This is a genomic window from Flammeovirga pectinis, assembly GCF_003970675.1.
GTDB classification, from domain to species: domain Bacteria; phylum Bacteroidota; class Bacteroidia; order Cytophagales; family Flammeovirgaceae; genus Flammeovirga; species Flammeovirga pectinis.
The window spans coordinates 654,429-678,337 of the sequence record NZ_CP034562.1; the positions used below are offsets into that span (position 1 = coordinate 654,429).

The 23,909-nt window shown below is 33.3% G+C and carries 14 protein-coding genes; 3 read left to right on the forward strand and 11 right to left on the reverse strand.

What is annotated here, in order from left to right; translation table 11 throughout:
- Nucleotides 1-95: 95 nt before the first annotated feature.
- The gene (locus tag EI427_RS02685) at nucleotides 96-5,777 is read right to left on the reverse strand and encodes a glycosyl hydrolase (RefSeq protein ID WP_126611333.1); all 5,682 of its coding nucleotides are present in this window, start codon (nucleotides 5,775-5,777) and stop codon (nucleotides 96-98) included.
- A 337-nt stretch (nucleotides 5,778-6,114) separates the two neighbouring features.
- On the reverse strand, nucleotides 6,115-8,895 hold the full coding sequence (locus EI427_RS02690) for a ligand-binding sensor domain-containing protein (RefSeq protein ID WP_170178374.1): 2,781 nt from the start codon (nucleotides 8,893-8,895) through the stop codon (nucleotides 6,115-6,117).
- Between the two features lie 276 nt (nucleotides 8,896-9,171).
- Here EI427_RS02690 and EI427_RS02695 point away from each other — a divergent pair, with 276 nt between their 5' ends.
- The gene (locus EI427_RS02695) at nucleotides 9,172-10,122 is read left to right on the forward strand and encodes an isopenicillin N synthase family dioxygenase (RefSeq protein ID WP_126611338.1); all 951 of its coding nucleotides are present in this window, start codon (nucleotides 9,172-9,174) and stop codon (nucleotides 10,120-10,122) included.
- 175 nt (nucleotides 10,123-10,297) lie between these two features.
- Here the strand turns inward: EI427_RS02695 and EI427_RS02700 are convergent, their stop codons facing one another.
- The gene (locus EI427_RS02700; RefSeq protein WP_126611340.1) at nucleotides 10,298-12,640 is read right to left on the reverse strand and encodes an arylsulfatase; all 2,343 of its coding nucleotides are present in this window, start codon (nucleotides 12,638-12,640) and stop codon (nucleotides 10,298-10,300) included.
- 416 nt (nucleotides 12,641-13,056) lie between these two features.
- Nucleotides 13,057-14,583 (reverse strand): CotH kinase family protein, encoded by a 1,527-nt coding sequence (locus EI427_RS02705; RefSeq protein ID WP_126611342.1) that lies wholly within the window; start codon nucleotides 14,581-14,583, stop codon nucleotides 13,057-13,059.
- 139 nt (nucleotides 14,584-14,722) lie between these two features.
- Between EI427_RS02705 and gcvP the strand changes: the two genes are divergently transcribed.
- The gene (gene gcvP, locus EI427_RS02710; protein WP_126611344.1) at nucleotides 14,723-17,623 is read left to right on the forward strand and encodes an aminomethyl-transferring glycine dehydrogenase; all 2,901 of its coding nucleotides are present in this window, start codon (nucleotides 14,723-14,725) and stop codon (nucleotides 17,621-17,623) included.
- Nucleotides 17,624-17,711: 88 nt separating this feature from the next.
- Here the strand turns inward: gcvP and EI427_RS02715 are convergent, their stop codons facing one another.
- The 7 genes from EI427_RS02715 to EI427_RS25845 form a co-directional block, all read right to left on the reverse strand.
- Nucleotides 17,712-18,476 (reverse strand): metallophosphoesterase family protein, encoded by a 765-nt coding sequence (locus EI427_RS02715; protein ID WP_170178375.1) that lies wholly within the window; start codon nucleotides 18,474-18,476, stop codon nucleotides 17,712-17,714.
- 137 nt (nucleotides 18,477-18,613) lie between these two features.
- Nucleotides 18,614-19,396 (reverse strand): DUF3050 domain-containing protein, encoded by a 783-nt coding sequence (locus EI427_RS02720; protein ID WP_126611355.1) that lies wholly within the window; start codon nucleotides 19,394-19,396, stop codon nucleotides 18,614-18,616.
- Nucleotides 19,397-19,559: 163 nt separating this feature from the next.
- Nucleotides 19,560-19,796 carry a DUF1059 domain-containing protein gene (locus EI427_RS02725; protein WP_126611357.1) on the reverse strand — a complete coding sequence of 79 codons (237 nt, stop codon included), beginning with the start codon at nucleotides 19,794-19,796 and terminating at the stop codon, nucleotides 19,560-19,562.
- A gap of 109 nt (nucleotides 19,797-19,905) precedes the next feature.
- Complete coding sequence (locus tag EI427_RS02730) at nucleotides 19,906-20,613, reverse strand: transglutaminase-like domain-containing protein (protein ID WP_126611359.1); 708 nt, start codon at nucleotides 20,611-20,613, stop codon at nucleotides 19,906-19,908.
- A 95-nt stretch (nucleotides 20,614-20,708) separates the two neighbouring features.
- On the reverse strand, nucleotides 20,709-21,458 hold the full coding sequence (locus EI427_RS02735; protein ID WP_126611361.1) for an AraC family transcriptional regulator: 750 nt from the start codon (nucleotides 21,456-21,458) through the stop codon (nucleotides 20,709-20,711).
- Nucleotides 21,459-21,536: 78 nt separating this feature from the next.
- Nucleotides 21,537-22,301 carry a type I methionyl aminopeptidase gene (gene map / locus EI427_RS02740; protein WP_126611364.1) on the reverse strand — a complete coding sequence of 255 codons (765 nt, stop codon included), beginning with the start codon at nucleotides 22,299-22,301 and terminating at the stop codon, nucleotides 21,537-21,539.
- Nucleotides 22,302-22,462: 161 nt separating this feature from the next.
- Nucleotides 22,463-22,639 (reverse strand): hypothetical protein, encoded by a 177-nt coding sequence (locus EI427_RS25845; RefSeq protein ID WP_155523271.1) that lies wholly within the window; start codon nucleotides 22,637-22,639, stop codon nucleotides 22,463-22,465.
- A gap of 61 nt (nucleotides 22,640-22,700) precedes the next feature.
- On the opposite strand from EI427_RS25845, the gene EI427_RS02745 reads away from it, so the two are divergent.
- Complete coding sequence (locus EI427_RS02745) at nucleotides 22,701-23,906, forward strand: transposase (protein WP_126611366.1); 1,206 nt, start codon at nucleotides 22,701-22,703, stop codon at nucleotides 23,904-23,906.
- Nucleotides 23,907-23,909 lie beyond the last annotated feature (3 nt).

Below are 23,909 nucleotides of genomic sequence, written 5' to 3' on the forward strand. Positions count from 1 at the left end.
AGACCAATTTTTTTGTGATTTTGTTTTAAAATGGTGCCCTCAATTATGAGGACACCTTTGAGAAAAGTTAGTTTTTAGCTTGAACTACTATTTATTTACTGTTTGATCCATTTTTTAGTTGAATAATGATGTACTGATGTAATTTCAATCAAATAAATCCCAGATGAATAATCACTTACATTGAATGTGTTAGATAACTTTTTACTCTTCATCATCTCTTTGACTTGTCCGTTACCTAAGTTGATAATTCTAATTTCGAATTCTTCATCTTCAGCAGTACTTGTAAAGTCTAAGTGTAATTGATGCTGGGCAGGGTTAGGATAAATTGATAAAGATATATCTTTTAACTCTTCTTCTAATGTGATATAACGACTACCACTAGATGAGCAAGTATGCATAGCTGTACTACCATTTCTTTCTCCACCTTCTGGAACGTTATAGACAAAATAGAAATTGACAGCTGCTGTATTTGAGAGAGTATAAGAATAAGTACCATCACCGTCATTGTTCATAGGGTAGCCAGCTCCATTTGCAATAATTAAGTGCGTGCCATTTCCAACACCATTTCTTTTAGGCTCAAATCCAATTACTACATTATTCCCTTCATAGGCCACCGTGTAATAATAATCTACTGTACCTGTTGTTGTAAAGCCAGCATCTCCATCGCATGTATAGCTTCCGCTGTTAGAATTATCAGTAGTTGTAGTAACAGAAATTGCACTTTCATTTGTATTACCAGCAGCATCTTTTGCCACTACTTTTACAGAATAATTTATATCATCTGTCAATTGAGCAAAACTGTAAGATATAGAAGTAGTTGAGGATACAAATACATTATTTAAATAAATATCATAACCAATAACACCTACATTATCCGATGAAGCATTCCAGTTGATAGTAAATGATGATGTAGTTACTGCACTTGTAGTCAAATTAGATGGACTAGAAGGACTTTCAGTATCACTTTCATTTCCACCACCATTGTTGTTACAATTTGATGTGTTTTCTAAATGAGGTGTTGCAGCTGTATTACGTTCACCACCTTCTGGAACATTGTATGTAAAATAGAAGTGGATATCATTTCCAGCATCTATAGTTGTAGGATGTGCTGTATTTGTTGTAAAGAAATACCCTGGGTGTCCAGCACCAGCACTACCTGCGTAATATACAATAAGTGTTGAATTGGCTATGCCAGTTCTACTAGGAATAAAAGTGATTGTAGTCTTTCCATTTACATTACTTAATTCATAGGTATAATCCCCATTAGCATCACTTCCGCTACAATTTCCAGATTCTCCACCCGTAGAATCATCTAATGTTGTAAAGTTTGTAGTAGCAGCTACAGATGTATTACCAGCAGCATCTTTTGCTATTACATTTACAGTATAAGCGGTGTTTTTTATCAAATCACTTAAAGTAGTTTGTGTTGCTGTTGACGAAGTAATACTACCATTTACTACAATATCATACCCAATAACACCAATGTTATCAGAAGATGCACTCCATGTAATAGAAGCCGAGTTTGTTGTAATGGTACTTGCCAATAAATTTAGAGGTGTCGTAGGAGCTTGGATATCATTCCCTCCTCCAGAACTACCACCGCATTCGCCAATAGTTACAGTGTGAGGAGTTGCAGCAGTGTTGCGTTCTCCACCTTCAGTAATACTATACGTATAATAAAATTCAATAGTATCTTCTGCATTTGCATTAATTGTATAAGGTGAGTTTGCAGAGACAATGTACCCTCCTAAACCTCCATTGTTTACTTTGTAGTAAAGTAAAACGGTTGTAGTTCCAACTCCGGCTCTACTTGGAATAAACGTTATTGTAGGGTTACTTTCTTCATTAGAAACTTCATAAGTGTAATCATTATTATCAGGACCTCCTGTACAAACAACTTGTAATGGACTTGTAGAGAATGTATTCGTTAAAGGAGCTGAAACATTTCCTTGGAAATCAGAAGCTAATACTTCAATGGAGTAGTTTGTTTCTGCAGTTAAACCACTAAATGAATAATTTGTATCAACAGTACTGCCATGGAAAACACCATCCAGGTAGATTTCATATCCTGCAACTCCAACGTTATCAAAAGCTGCTGCCCAATTGATGGTTAAGGTTTCTTGTGTTGCTTTTTGTAATGTAATAGCCGTTGTGAATTCAGGTGCCAATACATCATCTAAAGTAGTAGCACTAATAGAAACAGTAGATGAAGTATTTCCAGAGGCATCTAATGCAATTACATCTAAAATATACGTTGTTGATGGTGATAAATTAGATAATGAAATGATGGTATCATTAGTTTGTGCTAATAAGTTGCCGTTTGATAAAACTTGATAGCCAACTACGCCAATATTATCGGTGGCAGGGCTCCAAGAAAGTGACAAAGTAGCCACATCAACATTTTCTATCGCTAATCTTGAAATCTCAGTTGGAGGTTCTTCGTCTAAGATGATTGGAAGTGTGGTCTCCGTTAGTGTAGATGCGATAGATGTATTGTTAGTGTTGTCGATAGCAGCTACAGAAATAGTGTAAGGAGTATTGTCAGTTAAGCCATTAAATGTATAGTTTAAGCTATTAACTGTTGTAATAGCAGCTCCATTTAACGATAACTGATAACCACTGACACCAATATTATCCGTAGCAGTATCCCATGCGATAGTTAAGTAGTCTACTCCTTTATTTGTTACAGTTAAGTTCTCTGGTGTAGTAGGAGCTTCTTGATCTGTAATTTCTCCTGTTCTAGTAAAGATAAATCTACCTAAATTGAACCCGCCACCATCTGCAACTAAACGTACTATATGTTCTCCTTGATTGATTGGGATACCTTTAATTTCTACACTTTGCCATGCTCCCCAATCGCCTGTGTAATTAATGGCAACGGGTGTACCTAAAGAAACTTCATCAACCTCTAAATGTAATGGGCCACCTCCTTCAGAAAGACCTGAAGCTACTTTAAATTCTACATCATACATACCTGTTTGTGTAGCATTAATAGTGTATTCTAACCATTCATTTTTATCAATCCATCCTACTGATAATCCTTCAGATTGAGAGACAGAAACATCAACATATTCGTCTGTTCTGGCATCTCCTTCATTATATGGAGAAACATCGTAATAAGCTACATTTTGCCCACCTTGATCGTACTGACCAGAAAATAAAGTACCAGGAATAGATGCAGGAGAAGCTGCATAAGGATCTTGTGGAATACCTAACCCTACTTGTACCGATGCATATTTAGATTGTTTGTATTCATTTCCAATATATGCTCTTACATTATAGTTGTAGACGTAATCTTGAACATTTGGAAGAGTGATAGAATAAGGAGATGAAGTTGTTGTTCCTAATAATGTTTCCCCATCATAGAATTCAACTTTATCTGGTGTACCTCTTTCTACAGTTGCATTTAATGTGATGTTTGCATCCGTTGGAAACTTTTGACCATTAAAAGGGTTTGTGATGGTAACATCTAAAGGAACATCTTTACTAGTAGCTGTAGACCTTGCAGGTACTTCTAATAATGTTCCATCAGAATAGGTAACCATTATTGTTTGGTTTGAATAGTTATGAGCAACATACGTTTTGTCGCCATTTTTATCAAATACACTTGCAATAGGATGATTAGCCGTGATACTTACATCAACTTGACCTAGAGCAACCATATTGTGTAACCAATAGTAAGTATGAGCTTTAGATTCACCAAATTCAATTGAATAATCTTGATATCCTTCAAAATAATCTAATGCTTTTTCTGGGTCAACAAAAGAAAGGTACATCCAATAGATATCGTACCAAATATTAGGGTTTTGCTCTCTATTTAAAATGCCTGTGTTGGCAGTAATATCATCCCATAATGTTTGTACAAGTTCAGGTCTGTAACCTAAGTATAAAGATCCACCATGGATAGGTAAAAAATTGATTCCCCACATAGGACCAATATCAAGAGTCCAGAAAGTTTCGGCATCATAACCAGCTCCCCAAATTCTAGAAACAGCTTCGTAACCTAATTCCGGTTGGAAAGTTCTGTCGTTTACATCCCACCAGTATTCTTCGATAGCAGAAAGTTCTGTGGTGTAAAGGTAGATTCCTAAATCACGAATTTCTTTGTTACCTGTAACTTCACCCCAATGGATAAGAGCAGAGTGAAATTGCATACTTTCTGAACTAGATTCTTGATCATTACCATTCGGATCTGTACTAGAACCATTTGCCCAACAGTGCCCTGCATATGGACTAAAGTTTCTTAGGTAAGGGAACATTTCATCGTTATGATCATACGCAGAAGCATCTCTCACTAAAAGATTGACCATCTCACCCCATTGGTCTGCCCAACCTGGTTCATATTGCTCAATCATTGCTGCCATGTGTATAAAGTAACCCCAATGAAAATGGTGATCATTTAAATTATAATCTTGGCCATGACCGGCAGGGAAGCCCAATAATGCTTTCCAATCTTCATCATAATACATGATAAAATCAGTCTCATCGCTTTCTGCAGATAACCAATCTTCTATTCTTTCTTTTACTGTAGTAACTAATTTTTCTTTTGCAGTTTCGTTTCCTAATTGATCGGCAATGTGTGCTAATTGTGCTAAACGATTCATCTTTTTGCCATCGTTGTAAGAGTCAGTCCATGTAGCCAAAGAACCACCACTTACATCGTCAACTATTTTATAGAGTTCTGATTGAGAGTAAGAATTACTGTATTTCCCTAAGTTAGGTAACGTTGGAAGTATACCTTGGAATTTATGATCTATTGTATAAGTATTTGCTACCATAGATTTAATTTCTCCTCTTACAGATGGATAAGAATATGAATGCAATACAGGTGCTCCAGTTGGTAAATTACCCCATTGGTGCGGAAGTAAGCCCATTAAAAATTGGTTGTTTAAACCTTCTTTTACATCCACTTCAATATTAAAGTTTGTGGTCATAGTAGCAGTAGCATCATTGTATTGCCAATCTACTGTTGTGTTTTTTGGGAATACATAAGCATATTGTTTTAGCTCATTTACAGCAGTTTGGATATCAACCCCTTCTGGTAGATGTGCAATACTCCAATAGGTTTTACCATTTAAATTTGAAGTATATGAATTACCTACTTTCGTCCAAGTAGTACCATCAGGTCCATAAACTGCATAATCTGCTCCGTTATAATTGTCTTCAATAATTAAGATATTTCCTTGAATAGTAACAGGAGAGGGGAAATTTAGTTTAACTGAAGCGACTTCAGATGGAGATTTTTCGAAGTACGTAAAAGGCATTGCCATACCAATTGTTGCCTTAAAATTATGATTTCCTTCAAACCAAGCAGCAGTAACTGTCCAATCAGAGAAATTATCTACCAAAGATTCTGAAGTACCAAGTCCTTCAACACCTACAACAATAGGAGCAACCTCAGACATTGGTTGTTTGTTATTTCGTTCACTCGAAATAGGAATTGTGTACTCAATAGCCAAACCATCTGGCTTAGAACGGTAAGATAATGGATAAGCATAAAAGCCCCATCCATGAGAAGAACTATTGTAAGTAGTCCAAAGTAAGGTAGACCACCAATCATTAGTAGGAATCGGAACTCCATCTAAGTTACTAGAAACTTTGGGAGTAGCTTTTGTGCCAAAGCCTAAACCTCTAGGTTGTTCTCTTCGTCCTTGCACAGCAGGACCCGGAAATGTTGTAGTGTAACTACCCTGACCTACAGGTGTAATTTGTGCATGTGTGTCAAAATAGAATAAAGAGCTTATAATAAAGCTCCACAGTAGTAATCTAGTTTTCATACTTTAAGTGTTAAATTTTATAGCGATAGTAGTTTGAGTGTCCTCATAAACTGATATGACAATATTAGGCGTAAATAGGACGTTTTTAAAGAATATCACCACTACTTTACCACACAATAGTACTCTATTTTACCTCACACTATTTCATGAAAAAATATATAAATTGCTGCCTGTGTGTTGTTTAAGTTGTTTATTGGAGTTGAGCCACTACTACACACTTAAATACTTAAAGTGTTCAATGGAAGTATTATTTGGAATTAGTTTTTATAGTAGAAGCTAACTTTAAGTGTTTAAGTAATACACTTAACGATGTTTGATAACTAGGATTGACGTCTTATTAAATAGAAAGAATCTTATCTAACAAATTCTCTTCATGTGAGAGGTTCATTTTCTTTCTTAAACGGTATCTACTTTGCTCCACACTCCTAACCGTAATGTTAAGTGTATTTGCAATTTCTTTACTGGTAAGTTTCATTTTTAGGTACGCACAAATCTGAACATCTCTATGTGTGAGTTCAGCATACTTTGCTTTTAGTTTCTCAAAGAAGTTATCATACACTTGATCAAAGCGTATACTAAACTCATCCCAATCATTTTCAACATCAGTAGCTTCATCAATTTTCTTAATTATTTGCCTAATTTCTCTGTCCTTAGAAGCATTATATTTCTCTTGAAGCTTGTCTTTTATACTTTGTAATCCTTGATTTTTTTGCATAATAGCCATAGTTACGGCAGCAAGTTCCTCATTTTTACTATTTATCTCAGTTTTCAATTTTTCATTTTTCAACTTTACAATTTCCTCTTGCGAACTAGTAACTTCTTTCATGAGCTTATATTCTAACTCATGCATATCATTGGTTTGCTTTAACATTAAATATCTTTTCTCTCTTTTAGCTCTATGTCTTAAAAAAAGAATGGTAAATAAGAAAAATGATATAAAAAGTATCAGGTACAATACATACGCAAATGTTGATCTGTACCACGGAGGAGCTATTTCGAAACTATAGGTTGTTACATTAGATAAAGCATTGTTTACATTTCTACTTTGTACCAAAAAACTATATTTCCCTTCATTTAAAAAGGAGTACGTTTTTGCATTTTTAGTAGACCATTCCGACCAATCTTTTTCAAAGCCTTTTAAATAATATCTGTACTGATTATAGTCAAGGTTTTTATAATAAGGATTTGTAAAATTAAATGTAATTTGATTCTTGTTAAAAGGTATTTCAGTTGTTCTTTTTTCTTTTGAACTCGTTCTTAAATGTTCTATTTTATTACCTACTTGAATGGTAGAAATAAGGGTTTCTAGAGGTAGTGCAGTTTTGTCATAACTATCAATTGATAATACCGCATAACCTTCTTCTAAACCAATAATGAACTCGTTTTTATTTTGCTCTTTTACAAATTCAAAACCTGCCACAAAATTGCCTATAAAGTTATTAAGTACAAGGTTATTATCTTTATTAGAGATAGTAAAGTTTAAATTAGAAAGCATCCATAATCTTTCAGAGTTATCCATCTTTAGGTATTTAATATGGGTAGTATCGGTAGAATTATACCCCTTAATATTATTTGTTATTTCAAACTGATTTTTTTGGTTATTGTATTTACAAATACCATGTAAAGCACCTACGTAAAGTTCGTCTTGCACTTTAAAAACATTATTAAAAATTGAAGAGGGTAAACCATTGGATTTATTATAAAACTCAACGGTAGAAAATGATTTTTGATCTTGAGATAGAATGCACTTATAAACACCTTTATAACCGTGTGACATCCAAATTTCATTATTCTTAAGTTGAATAAATATTCTAGCGGTAACATCTAGCCCCTCTATTATATCAGATACATTATTTTTGTTATCTACTAACCTAAAACCTTTGTATGTACCAATTAAAAGCGAATTTTTATCAGAAAGTAAAACTTGCCCATCCCATACACCTTCTAATGTAAAAATAGGTTGGAAAATATCATTTTTTAAAACTGATAAACCATGGTTGTGTGCCACATAGAGTTGGTCGTTCCAAATAAAAATTTTCCAGACTTGATCTTCTATTCCTTTTACTTTGTTATGTTTTACTCCTTTTTTACTTCTTTTAAATACCCCTTGATTTGTACCGATATAATAATTTGATTTATAAAATTGAGCACTATAAACGGATGGATTGAAGTTAATATTATCAGAGTAATAACTGACTGGAGAAAATAGATCTATCTTAGAAATACCATTATCTAAACCACACCAAAGTTCGTTGTCTCTGTCTTGATACATAGCAAGTACAGTGTTATTTGCTAATCCATTTTCTTTGTTATAATGTGATACAATTTTTCCATTTTCATTAATAATAAAGACTCCATTTTTAACAGACCCAATGGCATAATGCTTAACATTTCCAGATGTAGATAAAGGAATAACGGAATAGATACCCGCTTTTTGGATTACCTGTAATGTTTTATTATGCCATTCTTTAATTTCTTTATGGTTGTAAAGGTAAATTCCTTTATCTCTTGAAAATAGTAGGAAATGCTCATCACTGTTTACTTGAATACTACGGATAGGAACATCAAAATTAAACTCTTTTAATAGGTGGTCTTCTGATGAAATAAGTAAATGCTTAACCCTAAATAAGTACTCTCCTTCATGATGAGGAATTTTTGTGAGTACATTGCCTTTGTATTGATAGTCATTTTGTTGAGAATGAAAAACCACACCTCCATCTTTATCTTCTACAATATTCCAAACATCTTCAAAATCAATTTTATGTAGTTGATCAGATAACGAGTGATAAATAAGCGTGTTGTCTCCTTTTAAAGAGAAGTAACCAATTTCACCTTGCCCACCAACGTATATTGTATCATTTTTAAAAAGAATAGAACGAACAATACTTTTATTAGGAAGGGGATAAATAGTCCAATTTTCACCATCAAACTGAAGTAAACCATCGTTATTACCAAAATAAATAATTCCTTTATTGTCCTGAACAATTGCCCAACTTTGAGGAAGTGCTTTGTATTCATTCTTTTGGAAATTTCTAATTTTTGGTAGTTTAGAAAGTTGTTGACCAAATAGAATTCCACAGTATATAGTTAAAAAAATAGATAGTAGAGTTGCTTTCATAGATAGTTGATTCCTTAGAGGAAATGTATTGAAAGTATAATATATTGTATGTAATCGAGAATTACAATTAATATTCATCACCTATTTTATGACTTCTGATTTTTAATATGAAAAGTAGTGTACTTATGATCTGAAATATTAAATCGAAATTTCCTTATGTTAATGCTATACAAGCTCTAACAATATTTAACAAAAGACAATACGTTTGAAATAATGATGACATTTTATTGATTTTATTTAATTTTGGCCATTATCACATATTATCCATAAAATAGAATGCAAAATATACCAAGTGTGGACTTGTCTGATTTTTTATCAGATGACCCAATCCGAAAGCAAAAGTTTGTAAAAGAAATTGGTACCGCTTATGAAGATATTGGCTTTGTATCTTTAAAAGGACATTTCTTAAATGAAGTTCTTACAAATGAACTTTACTCTGAAATAAAGAACTTTTTTGAACTTCCTGTAGCAACAAAATCAAAATATGAGATTGAAGGAATTGGAGGACAAAGAGGGTATGTGTCTTTTGGTAAAGAGACTGCAAAGGGTTTTAAAAAGGGCGATTTAAAAGAATTTTGGCACTTTGGTCAATATGTTGATAATAACCCAAAATTAGAAGAACAGTATCCAGACAATGTTCTTGTAGATGAGTTACCTAAATTTAATGAAGTTGGTAAAGAGGCTTATCAGGCATTAGAAAAAACGGGGGTACATGTATTAAGGGCTTTGGCATTATTCTTAGATCTTGAAGAGCAATATTTTGATAATTTCATCAAAAATGGTAATTCAATTTTAAGACCGATTCATTACCCACCAATACAATCCGAACCTAAAGATGCTGTAAGAGCAGCCGCACATGGTGATATTAATTTAATTACTTTATTAATGGGTGCGGAAGGCAAAGGTTTACAAGTTCAAAACCATGATGGTGAATGGATAGATGCAATTGCAGGAGAAGGTGAATTGGTTATTAATGTTGGAGATATGCTTTCTAGACATTCTAATAATAGGTTGAAATCGACAATTCACAGAGTTGTAAACCCTCCAAAAGAATTATGGGGAACTTCTAGGTATTCTATTCCATTTTTTATGCACCCAATTAGTGAAATGCCACTAAATACTTTAGAAAATTGTGTTACAGATGCTCAACCAAAATTGTATGAAGATACAACAGCTGGAGAATTTCTTACAGAAAGACTTATTGAGTTAGGGCTAATCAAAAAATAGATAATTGCTCTTGTTTAGCAATAATGAAAATGAGTATTCGATTAAAATTGAATACTCATTTTTTTGCTAAAAATCTCATAAAACAAAAAAGTACACTCTTTATTTAAGGGTGTACTTTTTTGTTATGATATCTTATAAATTATAAGATTAAACTGATCAAGTTGATAAGGAAATATTACTTGATTTCGATTATCACTTTATCAATTTTACCTGTAAACGTAGTTTCTTCAGGTCCATATCCAATACCTTCTGCTACTGGTGTTTGATTATCTAAACCAACATCAGCAGTTTCATCAGCAGAGAACATATTAGGTTGCGTTTTTTCTATTCTACCTTTTCCTTTAGATCCATCAGAAACTTCGATAGTAGCGTCTCCGCCTTTACCGTTTCCTCCACCATCATAGTTAAAAGCAAAACTCACTTTATGTTTACCAGGAGCTAGTTTAGCATCTGTAGTGATTACATATCTTTCTAGACCTAAGAAATTATAAGTAAACTCAGGTACATCATTTTTCATGTATAAACTCCATCCACCAAAACGGCCGCCTTGTGTTAAAATAACACCGTTAGCACCACCTTCTGGAACAAATATTTCTGCGTCGATTGTGAAAGAACGGTTCTTAATATTGATGAAAGTATTTTCCATCATTCCTTCCATACCTTCATAAAGTTTTAACGAAGTTCTTCCACCCATAATATCAGGACGGCCAGCAATTGCAGGGTTAGTTCTTTCTACAACACGATCGTCAATAGGAAGTACATGGTATCTTTCTGCTTCAGCCATAAAAAGACCTTTCATTTCTTCTAATTTTTCTGGGTACTTGGCTGCTAAGTTTTTAGTTAAACTGAAATCATCGCGAACGTTGTATAAATCCCATTTATCTTCTTCAAGAGGACTGAAGTCCGTCATTTCCCAAGGAGCTCTGTGGATAGTTCTTGCAAACCAACCATTGTAATAAAGTGCACGGTTACCAAAGAGTTCGAAATATTGAATTACATGTCTTTCTGGAGCATTAGCATCATCAAAAGAATACACAAAACTTGTTCCTTCGATTGGCGTTTGAGGTACACCGTTTACAACCTTAGGTTCTGGTAATCCTGCTACTTCTAAAATAGTTGGAGCAATATCAATTGCATGTGTAAACTGACCTCTAATACCATCGCCTTGTTTAACTTGGTCTGGGTAATGAACAATCATACCAGTTCTTGTACCACCAAAGTCAGAAGCAATTTGTTTTGTCCAAGTAAAAGGAGCATCAAATGCTACAGCCCAACCTGCAGCCATATGAGGGAATGTATTTGGTAATCCCCAATCATCCATTAAAGGAATTAGGTCTTCAACTTTTTCTTCTACAAAGTTAAAGTAAGTCATTTCGTTGTACATACCTACCATGCCACCTTCAGCACTTGTACCGTTATCACCAGCAACAAATACAATAATAGTATTGTCTAGCTCTCCAATTTCATCAATGGCATCTACTAAACGACCGATTTCAAAATCTGTCATTTCTACAAAGCCAGAAAATACTTCAGCCTGACGAGCAAATAACTTTCTCTCGTTGTCTGTTAATTTCTTCCAGTCTTTAATAGCTTCAGGTTTAGGACCTAAATTTGTGTTTTTAGGAATAATACCGTTCGCTTTCATTTTAGCTACAGTTTCTTCTCTAATAACATCCCATCCTTTATCAAATTGTCCTTTGTACTTATCAGACCATTCTTTAGAAACGTGGTGAGGAGCATGAACTGCACCTGTAGAAAAGTATACAAAGAAAGGCTTATCTGGCGTCATAGATTGTTGTGCCTTTACCCAGTTAATTGCCTGATTGGTCATATCTGTAGTAAAGTGATAATTTTCTTCTTTAGGAGGGTTTACTTTTTTAACGCCATCAAAAATAAGAGGAGCCCATTGGTCCGTTTCTCCACCAATAAAGCCGTAGAATTTATCAAAACCTTGGCGAGTAGGCCAACGGTCAAAAGGACCAGAAACACTAGTTTCCCAAGCAGCAGTTTCGTGCCACTTACCAAAAGCAGCAGTACTGTACCCATTTAATCGCATTGTTTCTGCCAGCGGAGCAACACTAGCAGGCAATGAACCTGTATTGCCTGGGTAGGCCGTAGAAGTTTCCATAATAGAACCTGTATTACAAGTATGATGATTTCTACCTGTTTTAATAGCCATTCTTGTTGGAGAACACAAAGACGTAGTATTGAAATTATTATATCTCAAACCACCATTTGATAACCTATCCATTGTTGGTGTATTAATAGGACCTCCAAAAGCGGAAGTTGCTCCCATTCCTAAGTCATCTATTAAAACAATAACAACGTTTGGAGCTTCTTTTGGGGCTTTTACTTCAAAGCGTTTTGGTGGCTTTGTATTTCGAGCATCAAGTTCTGTATACGTTTTTGCTTCTGGTTCTACAATAGGTAAAATTTCTCGATTAATATTGTCTTGAGCATACGCTGATGAAAAGAGCGTTACTATTAGAGACAAAACCAGTAGTGATTTTTGTTTCATGTTTGAAGGTTTATTTTAAAATAGAATATGAACAGCTCTTTGGCATAATGATAAATGAAAAAGATAAATAGAGTAACGTTATATTTTTCAATTCTAGTTCAATGTTTAATACAACACAAGTCTATTTTTAGGAAAAAGATTTTTCAAAATGCTATTGAGATTTACTCAATCGTTTACACAGTAATATTAAGGTTATAAAAGATTATTTTGTTGGAGTATTAAATGCCAGTAAGAGAAGTTTATTAACCTTACGTAAGGTCTTTATAAAGCAGGTGATTTACAAATATTTTGATTTCTTTTTGTGTGTAATTCTAATAAATTGATTTGTGTTAAGTGAAATTATTTTTATAACGAAAAAAGGTTCAAGCCTTGCCATTGCAAAAACTTAAACCTTTCTTATTGTAATAAAATATTTTTTATAAAATCACCACTTTTTTACTTGGTATTTTAATCCAACTTTTTTGTTGATTTTCGAGTTCTATAGAAAGTACATACGTACCTTGGTGTACATTATCTATTCTAAGATCTAGTACATTTCCTGCTTTTTTATTCCACCTTTTTATGGTTTGTCCATTAAGGTTAGTCAAAGAAATTAAGCATCTTTTATAAGGAACTTCGCTCAGTTCAATAATCATATGATGACTTGCAGGGTTAGGATAAATTTTAATTTCAGAGTTTAAGTATTCATCTCCAAAATCAGTAATAATAATTTGTTCTTTAGCAGAACGAACTCTTGTATTAATGTATTCTTGAATGCCATAATCAACATGCCCTCCTATAGAAGTAATAAAAGATTCATCATAGTCTGTTACTGTCCATCCGTAGTTTTTAGTGTACCATGTATCTGCAGCAACGGCAGCTCTTAATAGATCATGTTGTACCTCAAAATAAGGATCCAAATCAGCACTATTAAAAGTAGAATCTATAAAATTACTTAAGTAGCTATTGTATTGATTACTATATGTAGCATTGGCTAAAATCTTTTTTGATAATGGTCTTGCTTCATCTTCTTTAGGCCAATTATTAATATCTCTATTGCCCCAATCTTTATCCACCCAATCAATGCCGTATGTATTGTCTAAGTCATAAGGGATGTAGGTCCAAAGATTAGTAGTTTCATTCCAATAAACATAGAAGTTATTCTTGTTGTAAGAGTTGTTATCCCAATGACCGGATAGTTGTTCTATGGCTAATGTTTTGATGAATTTATCGACATCAAAATTTCTATCTAGATATTCACTTAGAGCGTTATCATTTAAGATATTTAAGCTATCAAGAAAGCTAGCCAATTCATCTCTGTCATCTTCGTCTCCTTCCTCTAATTCATAAATATCATCATTCATGTAGAGGTTAGGGTCGTTTACCATGTCGGCACCAAAACTGGCTTTGTACAATTTACCGCTATCATCATCAAAGCGATTGGCTAGAAATAAATCATCAATTTGTTCTGTGTTGAGATATAGACCATAATAATCTCCATTAATATAAAGCCGAACGTGACTAGACCTTGCGGCAGGAATATCCTCATCTCTAAAAAACATCAATAAAGATTTTTCTCTTGATAGAGTAGGGTCATTATGTTCAGCACGAAGATTGAATTTTTTCTGTTCATGGAAAGTTCTTCCTTTCTCAAATTTATTAAATGAGATTTTAAAAGACTTTTTTGGAGCATAGCGAGATGTATTACCTCTTAAACGGATACCTACATTGTGTAAAGAATCTGAAAGCATTGAGTTTTCAAATTCAAAAACACATTCTTTGTACTCTCTATTTTCTTCGTTACCAGGTGCTAGCAAAAAATCCAAATCACTTTGGTTCATTGTGATATCGACTCGATTTATTTCATCTTCTGGAAACAATATGCCATTCTCTGGGTTAAGATTTTGGGCAAGTGTTATAAAATATGAAATAAAAAGAAAAATTGTCAGTAAAATTCTTTTCATCAGTAGCTGTAAGTTTATTTCGTAACTAAAGTTAACTATATTTGCCGTGTTATTGACAGGGAAGCTGCGGGGACAATTTACCACATCTTCTTTTAACCTGCAATACAGTATGTTAAATACCACAACACAACCGTAGTCGATGAAGATTGATTTAAACAACTTCGAGAGATTTGAGGCAAGGCACAATGCGCCCAACAATACTCAAATTGAAGAAATGCTAACTGCTTTAGGAGTCGCAGATATTGATGAGTTAATAGCTCAAACTGTTCCTGAAAAAATTCGTCTAAAAAAGGGATTAAACCTTCCTGAACCATTAACTGAATACCAATTTTTGCGTCAGTTTAGAACTGTTGCAGAAAAGAACAAAATCTACCGTTCTTACATTGGTATGGGGTATTACAACACAATTACACCCCCAGTAATTTTAAGAAACATCTTAGAAAATCCAGGTTGGTACACGGCATATACACCGTACCAAGCAGAGATTGCACAAGGGCGTTTAGAAATGCTTTTGAACTTCCAAACAATGGTAACAGACCTTACAGGTATGGAACTAGCAAATGCTTCTTTATTAGATGAAGCAACTGCGGCAGGTGAGGTAGTTCATATGTTTCATGGAGCTAGAAAAGGTGCTAAAAAGAAAGTTGCAAATAAATTCTTTGCAGCAGATTCTGTGCACCCTCAGACACTAGATTTAATAAAAACACGCTGTACGCCAATTGGTGTTGAGCTTGTTATTGGTGATGTTTCACAGTTAGACCTTACAGACGAGACACTTTTTGGTGTTCTTGTACAATACCCAGATACAAACGGTGCAATTTCAGACTATACTGATTTTATTGCTACTGCTCACGAAAATGGTGTATTAGTAGGTATGGCTTCAGACCTTTTAGCATTAACAATGTTGAAAGAGCCAGGAGAAATGGATGCTGATGCAGTGGTAGGTTCTGCACAACGTTTTGGTGTTCCTATGGGTTATGGTGGACCTCATGCAGGTTTCCTTGCTACAAGAGATGCATACAAACGTCAAATTCCAGGTCGTATTATCGGAGTATCGAAAGATAGAGACGGTAATGAGGCATACAGAATGGCATTGCAGACTCGTGAACAACATATTAAGCGTGAACGTGCAACTTCTAATATTTGTACAGCACAAGTATTATTGGGCGTTATGGCTTCTGCTTATGCAGTGTATCACGGTCCAGAAGGATTGAAAACAATTGCACGCCGTACACACGGAATGGCCAATTTATTGGTTACTTCAGTTGAACAATTAGGTTTAGAAATAGTAAATAAAGACTACTTCGATACCGTAAAAATAAAAACAACACCTCTTCAGGCAAAAGCAATTAAGTTACTTGCAGAAGAGCGTTTAGCAAACTTCCGTTATTTTGAGGATGGGTGTATTGGTTTATCTATGAACCAAACTACAGACGTTTCTCATATTGCTGATTTAGTAGATATCTTCCAAGATGCACTAGGTCTTAATTTAGCAATTGACGTAGAAGCTCTTGCACAAGATATTGCTGTTTCTGTTCCTTCATCGTTACAAAGAACTACTGAGTTTTTAACACACCCAGTATTCAGTCAGTACCATGCAGAACATGAAATGTTGCGTTACTTAAAACGTCTTGAGAACAAAGATTTATCATTGGTTCATTCAATGATTTCTTTAGGATCTTGTACAATGAAGTTGAATGCAACAGCAGAAATGATTCCTGTAACGTGGCCAGAATTTGGACAAATGCACCCATTTGCACCAAAGGAACAAGCACAAGGATATCAAGAAATATTTAAAGATCTAGAGGCATGGTTATGTGAAATCACAGGTTTTGACGCAATGTCATTACAACCAAACTCTGGAGCAAATGGTGAATATGCAGGTCTATTAACGATCCGTGCTTATCACGAAGCAAATGGTCAAGGTCATCGTCATATCTCTTTAATTCCATCTTCAGCACACGGTACTAACCCAGCATCTGCAGTAATGGCAGGAATGAAAGTGGTTATTGTTAAGTGTGATGATATGGGTAATATTGATGTTGCTGACCTTAAGGCTAAAGCAGAACAATATTCTAATGACTTATCTTCGTTAATGGTAACTTACCCATCTACACATGGTGTATTTGAAGAGTCTATTATTGAGATTTGTCAAATTATCCACGATAACGGTGGACGTGTTTATATGGATGGTGCAAACATGAATGCTCAGGTAGGATTAACATCTCCTGCTACAATTGGTGCAGACGTTTGTCACTTGAATTTACACAAAACTTTCTGTATCCCTCACGGTGGTGGAGGTCCTGGTGTTGGTCCTATTGGCGTAGTAGCTGATTTAGCTCCTTATTTACCAGGTCATTCAGTTATAGATAACAACGTAGGTGCTAAGGCATCTTCTGCTGTATCTGCTGCTCCTTGGGGTTCTGCAAGTATTTTACCTATCTCTTATGCATACATTGCTATGATGGGTGGTGAAGGTTTAACGAATGCTACTAAAACAGCAATCTTAAATGCCAACTACATGCAATACAGGTTAAAAGAACATTATCCAGTACTTTATGTGGGTACGAATGGACGTAATGCACACGAAATGATTGTGGATTGTCGTCAGTTTAAACCTGCAGGAATTGAGGTAGAAGATATTGCAAAACGTTTGATGGACTACGGTTATCATGCACCAACAGTATCATTCCCAGTACCAGGTACATTAATGATTGAGCCTACAGAGTCTGAATCTAAAGCAGAGCTAGATCAATTCTGTGATGCAATGATTGAGATCCGTAAGGAAGTTCAAGAAGTAATTGACGGTAAGGCTGATGCTGTGAACAATGTGTTGAAAAATGCTCCTCACACGCAAGGCATGACAATTACAGAAGAATGGGATTTACCATATTCTAGACAAAAAGCAGTATACCCACTTCCTTATGTACAAGCAAATAAGTTTTGGCCAACAGTACGTAGAATAGACAGTGCTTTTGGTGATAGAAATCTTATCTGTTCTTGTATTCCTGTAAGTGATTACGAAGAAGTAGAAGCTTAAATATACTTTTATTTAAGTACCTTTTAGACATATAAAAACCTCCCTCACTTCTGGTTAAAGTAAGGGAGGTTTTTTTATTCTTATCGTTTCAAGAAATAGCTTTTTTGTCTAAATTATGCTGTCTATATACTTTTAAAGTATCTAAATCCAAACACAATAACTCTCCCAAACCTTCTATAGTATTAAATACAGCTCCAGCATCTAAACATATTCGTTGCTCTTCCTTTATCATTTTTAGTATATCTTGAATAGGAGTAGGTGTATGCCCGTGTATTAACTTTTTATCTTTTAAGGTATCTAAATTCTTTGGAAAATTTCTTACCCATAACATTTCATCAAAATCTTTTAAAGGATCTTTTGCCTTGAAATTAAACCCTGCATGCACTAAAAAGTAATCCTCTAATTCATAATAATAAGGTAGTTGAAATAAAAAATTCTCATATTCATCAAGTAGTCTATATTCATCTTTTAAAAGTGGTTCAAGGTTATTACCAGCGTGATAACTAAGTATTTTATCTTTAATCTCAATTGTTTCAATAAGTTCATCTTCATGGTTTCCTCTTAAAGGATAAATAGTATAACCATTATTAATTAGGCTAATTATACTATCTAATACACCTTTACTATCTACTCCTTTATCAATGTAATCTCCTAAAAAAAAGAGGTAATCCGTTTTCTTTAAATCGATTTGATTCAGCAAGCCTTGTAATGTTTTTGGACAACCATGAATATCAGGAATTACCAATCTTCTTGTTGCAGAAGAAGTTGATAATTTAACTGCCCTAGGATCGCTACTTACCTGTTTTGTCTGTTGAGTTGTAGAAAATAGCTTTTTAATAAAACTGATAATCATATTTAGCATCTTCTATTTTATAAAATTCTTCTGCATAAAAATAATTTAGTGATAATTAATTGTTTTTTTAAGCAAAGAAAGCAACACTCATTTAACAGAATGTTGCTCATTTATATTACTAGATATTTATTTTTTACTTAAATAGATTGAAGCTGTAAACTATTTATTGATTCTTCAATTCCATTCCAAAGTTCAATTCTATGTTTTAATGCCTCTTTGGCAACTTCTAATGTTTCTGCCCATTTGTTAGAATCATTACCACATAGTTCTGAAATCATTTTTAAAGATAGCGGGCCATGTTCATCACCATCTAATTCAATATGTCTCTCTAAATAATACTTTAGCTTATTGTACCTTATGTTTTTAGCATCAGCATTTTTAAGTATTTCAATAAACATATCAGGAATTACATCTTCTCTACCAAAAGTAAAAGCAGCTGCAATTAGATGTGTTTTTTTAGTAGCAATTACTTTAAAAGTAAAGTTTACAAAGTCTTTAACAGTTGTATTTAATGAAGTGGAATTTAAAGCATTCTCGACTTCTTCACCAGATTGAATTTTAAGAATAAAAGATTGAATTGAAATTGTAGATGCACCAACTTGTTTCATAGCATCTAAATACATTTCGAAATGGCTTTTAGGCTCACCAATTTCGTTAATATCACTTTCTTCCCCATGTACAATCTCATTGATAAACCTTGCTAAAATAGGATGTTCAGCAGGTACCCACGGAATAGTTGTACAAGTTAAATCTATTTGCAATGCTTTTAAAAGTGACATGAAATCCCATACTGCAAATACATGGTTTTCCATAAATACTTTTACATCATCAATACATCTTAGTTTCTGATATAATTGATGTTCTTGAAGTTGTTTTCTTAGTGGGGATATTTGGTCCTCAATAGAGTTAATATTATACATCTGAGTGAAATAAGTGAGTTTTAATAATTACTATCTTTAACAAGAAAGATTACGTTTTTGTTTGTCCTTTTAGGTAAGGCAAAGTTACTAAACTCCTATTAATGACTCTCTGTCGTTTACTATTATTTTGTACTATCTACTACCAAAGTACATTATTTTTAAATTATAGGTTGGGTAGTGCATTAAATTCCTCTTTTCTGGCCGTAAACCATTCTTTCATTTTCTCTGGAGAAGCCATTAATACTTGAATTTTTTCCATGGCTATTAAATGAGCTTTGTCTTTTTGTTGATACATTTCCATACCGTGTTGTTTACTTAAATCAGCCATTTCTTCGAAAGTTTCAGCAGTAAAGACTTTGTTGCAAGCTCCACCCAATTGTTTACAAGTCATTGATTTCATAGTATACTTTTTATGTTTTGGTTTACTAAATATAAAAACCAAAAGCATGTAAATGCTATTATAAAATTATGCTAAGGTTTATGGAGTAATTTTTCTGAGGATAACTAGATTAAACAGTATAATTATTTCTTATCTTATTAACAGTGATATTTAAAGAATGGCGAATAAAATTTCTATAGAAAAATCGTTTCATAGGCCCCATTTTTTGCCGATGTTGTTTATAGAAATCATCTGGAGAATTAAACAAACCAAAGTCATTATTTATACCTAAATTTTGGATGTAAGTGTTATTTAAATACCAATCTACAGCAGGGTTATTAAGGTCTTCTGTAAATACTCCAAAACCACAAAAGCTAGTTGTACAGTCTTTGTTTTTTTTCTTAAGTTGTTGAAGATATTGTTTATCTAAGATTACACCTTCTAGAAAATACCAAGTATTATTTACATATACTTCTACCCAACTATGGAGAATATTTTTAGGAGATAAGGTATACCATAAGCCAGAAATAGCCCCTTTTTGTAAAGTTTTATCAATTGTGAAGCCATGTATTCTATTTGGAATATTTACTCCTCTTAAAAGAGCCATTAATAGTGTGGCTTTAGTGTTACATTGCCCAATTCCGTCGGTAAGAATTGTTGTAGCAGTGAGCTGATCGGAACTATTATACCCAAATTTAATTTCATCCCTTACAAAATTGTAAATCGACTGTACTCTTTCAATATCAGATAGTTGAATCCATTTCTTATTTTTAATAAGTCGCTGAATTATGGCGTGATTGAAATTTAATAATTGAGTTTCCTTTAAGTATTGTTTCATATTTTCACTTATTTAAATGATGAAACAAAGATGATAGGTTACTTCTTCTTAAAATTGAATAAACTGGCTAAGTTATAGCCTTCTCCAAAGGCTATTTATCTATTTTTGGCAATAATTTTTGGATTGATGCCAAACGTCTCTTTAAATGTTCTGGAATAATGAGCACTATCAGAAAAACCATTTTGATATGCAGTAGAAGTAATTGAGTTATTGATTAAATAAGGAATCGATTTTAAAAGTTTATTCCATAATTGATATCGTCTGAAATTTAACCCAGTTTTTTCTTTAAAAAGATGAAGAAAGCGACTTGGTGATAGAAAACAAAGTGCTGCAATTTCTTCTAAACTAACAGTGGTTTCAAAATGCTTTTCTAGGTAAAGAATTGCTTTAAAAATACGATCATCTTTAAGGTGGTTGTTAAGAAGGCAACTACACTTGTATTTTTCTAATATTACGTCTACATCATTATAAAAATTTTTAAAAGTGATTTGCTTATTATTTAATGCTTCAAATACTTTTTTAAGTTGATATGTTAACTGATTTTCAAATGGGAGCACTTCTTTACCTCCTAGTTCTAAATGCAGGTAATGACCTAAATTACTAATGGGGTTAATTAGCAGAATCAATTGCTGTTTAGAAGAAAGTAATTGATGTAAACTATTGGATTGTAATAAAAATGTAGCGCTTTTTAGCGTGTTATCTAGCAGTAACAAACGAGTATCATTTCCTAGGCTTACTGTCAGTTGTAATGCAAAATGTTTATGGTATTTATTATCATTTAGTGTACCGATAAAAATACCATAGTCTGTAGAGAAGTGAAGTTTATTTTCTGGTTTTTTTGTCATTTTTTAAATAGTCTTAAATACTACTTACTCAATGATATAAAAAAATCCTCTACTTTTTACAGTAGAGGAATATTATTTTTAGTCCCAAACACCATTCCCTTCAGTAAGAATAATTGGAGCAGCATCTGTAACAAGTATTGTATGTTCATGTTGCGTAACAAAACCACCTCGGCTACCTTTTAAAGTCCATCCATCAGCTTGTTCAACAGCAAAAGTAGATTTAGTAGAAATAAAGGTTTCTATTGCAACTGTAGCATTCTTTTTAAACCTTTCTCTATTACTAGAAACCCTGTAATTTAAAATTTCTTCAGGAGCTTCGTGCAGACTTCTGCCAACTCCATGTCCTGCAAGGTTTTTAATTACAGTTAGTCCTTTCTTTTTGGCTTCTTTCTCAATAATATGGCCAATATCAGCAACTCTAACTCCACCTTTAACACTATAAATAGCTTTACGTAGAATCTCTTTAGAGGCATCTACTAAAGGTTGGTGGTTATGGATATCTTCTCCTAATACAAAAGAACAACCATTATCCGACCAAAAACCATTAAGTTCTGCAGATACATCAATATTAATTAAATCGCCTTCTTTAAGTATTCTTTTATCCGAAGGGATACCGTGTGCGGCTTCATTATTAACACTAATACATGTATAACCCGGAAATTTATATGTTTCGTAAGGAGCAGATTTAGCTCCGTATTTTTTTAATATTGTAGCACCATATTCATCAATTTCTTTAGTAGTCATTCCTACTTTAGTGTAAGAAATCATAGATTTTAATGTCAATGCAACGACCTCACTAATCTTTTTCATTCCGTCTAATTCGGAAGATGTTTTGATTGTCATCTTATATTAATTTTGATGAAAAGTAGTAATTTAAAACCGTCTAAGGTTATATAAATAGATTAAATCTACTAACGAATTTACAAAAAATAAATGAAGTGAAATCATTTATTTATCATCCTTAACATCAGAGTTTTATTGATTAAAACAACAATAGAATACCATTATTTATTTAGTATACCTTTAGTGGTTTCTAACAAGCTTTCTATTTTATAGGTGTTGTATGCATCTTCGTGAGCTTTACCAAAAATACCAATTTCTTCACCTTTATCATTATCAAAATAATCTCCAGAGTGTTTACTATATTCTTCTCCTATACAATACTTCGGTAATTTTTTCAAAATCCCTATAAAACATAAAAAGCTGTAATTTTGAAGTCCTACCAACAAAAAACAGCTAATTATGGAAAGCAGAGCTTTCATAGGACCAATATTATCAAAAATGTCTGACTTAAGAAAAAGTAAAGTCAACTTTTTAACAGAATGTTTTATACTCTTCTTGAGTATCAAGGGGAAAATTAATTTTCTTCAGTTATCAAGGTATGGTTCATATAGTGAAAAAACTTACCGAAATAATTTCGAATCAGGTTTTTCTTTTTCAGAATTTAATCATCATTTGATCAATGAACATTGTGGTGATGAAAAAATAATAGCTTTCGATCCTGTTTACCTCAGTAAAAGTGGTAAGAAAACCTATGGTTTAGGGAAATATTGGTCCGGATGTGCTGGTAAAGCTCAAAAAGGATTGGATTTATCAGGTATTGGAATTGTTGATGTAGAAAGTCGTAATGCCTTTCATTATGATGCAATCCAAACGCCTTCAATTACAGAATTAAAGGAGAAAGGCATGAGTTTAGTTGACCATTATGCATCCACTTTGCTTACACATAAAGAGCAATTATTGACGCATTCTAAGTATGTTGTAGCTGATGCTTATTTTGCAAAAGAAAAGTTTGTTCGACCATTAGATGAGGCTGGCTTTACTGTAATTAGTCGATTTAGAGGTGATATGAATGCAAGGTATTTATTTGAAGGACCAAAAACAGGAAAACGCGGTAGACCTAAAAAATTCAACGGAAAAGTAGACTGGAAAAATATTGATCTCGATATTTTCCAGTTAGAAGATGATACAGACTTATATTATTTGTACTCTGCAAAACTTTATAGCGTTGCTTTAAAAAGAGAAGTAATGATTGCACTTGTTCAATTTAAAAATCAAAAGCTCAAGCAAAAAATATTCTTTTCAACAGATCTAAATCAAGAGGCCTTCCAAATTTTCAATTATTACAGATTACGTTTTCACATAGAATTTCTTTTTCGAGATGCAAAACAGCATACAAGTCTTACAGGTTGTCAAGGAATAAGTAAAAATAAAATTCATTTTCATACTAATATGGCACTTACTTCTGTCTCAATTGCTAAGGCTTTTCATTGGATCAATCAAGAAAAAAAGGAAAGAGGCCCCTTTTCAATGGCTAACATAAAAACACTCTATTTCAATGAGTTAATACTAAAAAAGATTTTTAGTGTATTTCGAATTGATGTAGATGTTGAAAAAAATAAACAGCAATTTGAGATGATTCGAAAATTAGGTCAAATTGCTGCTTGAAAA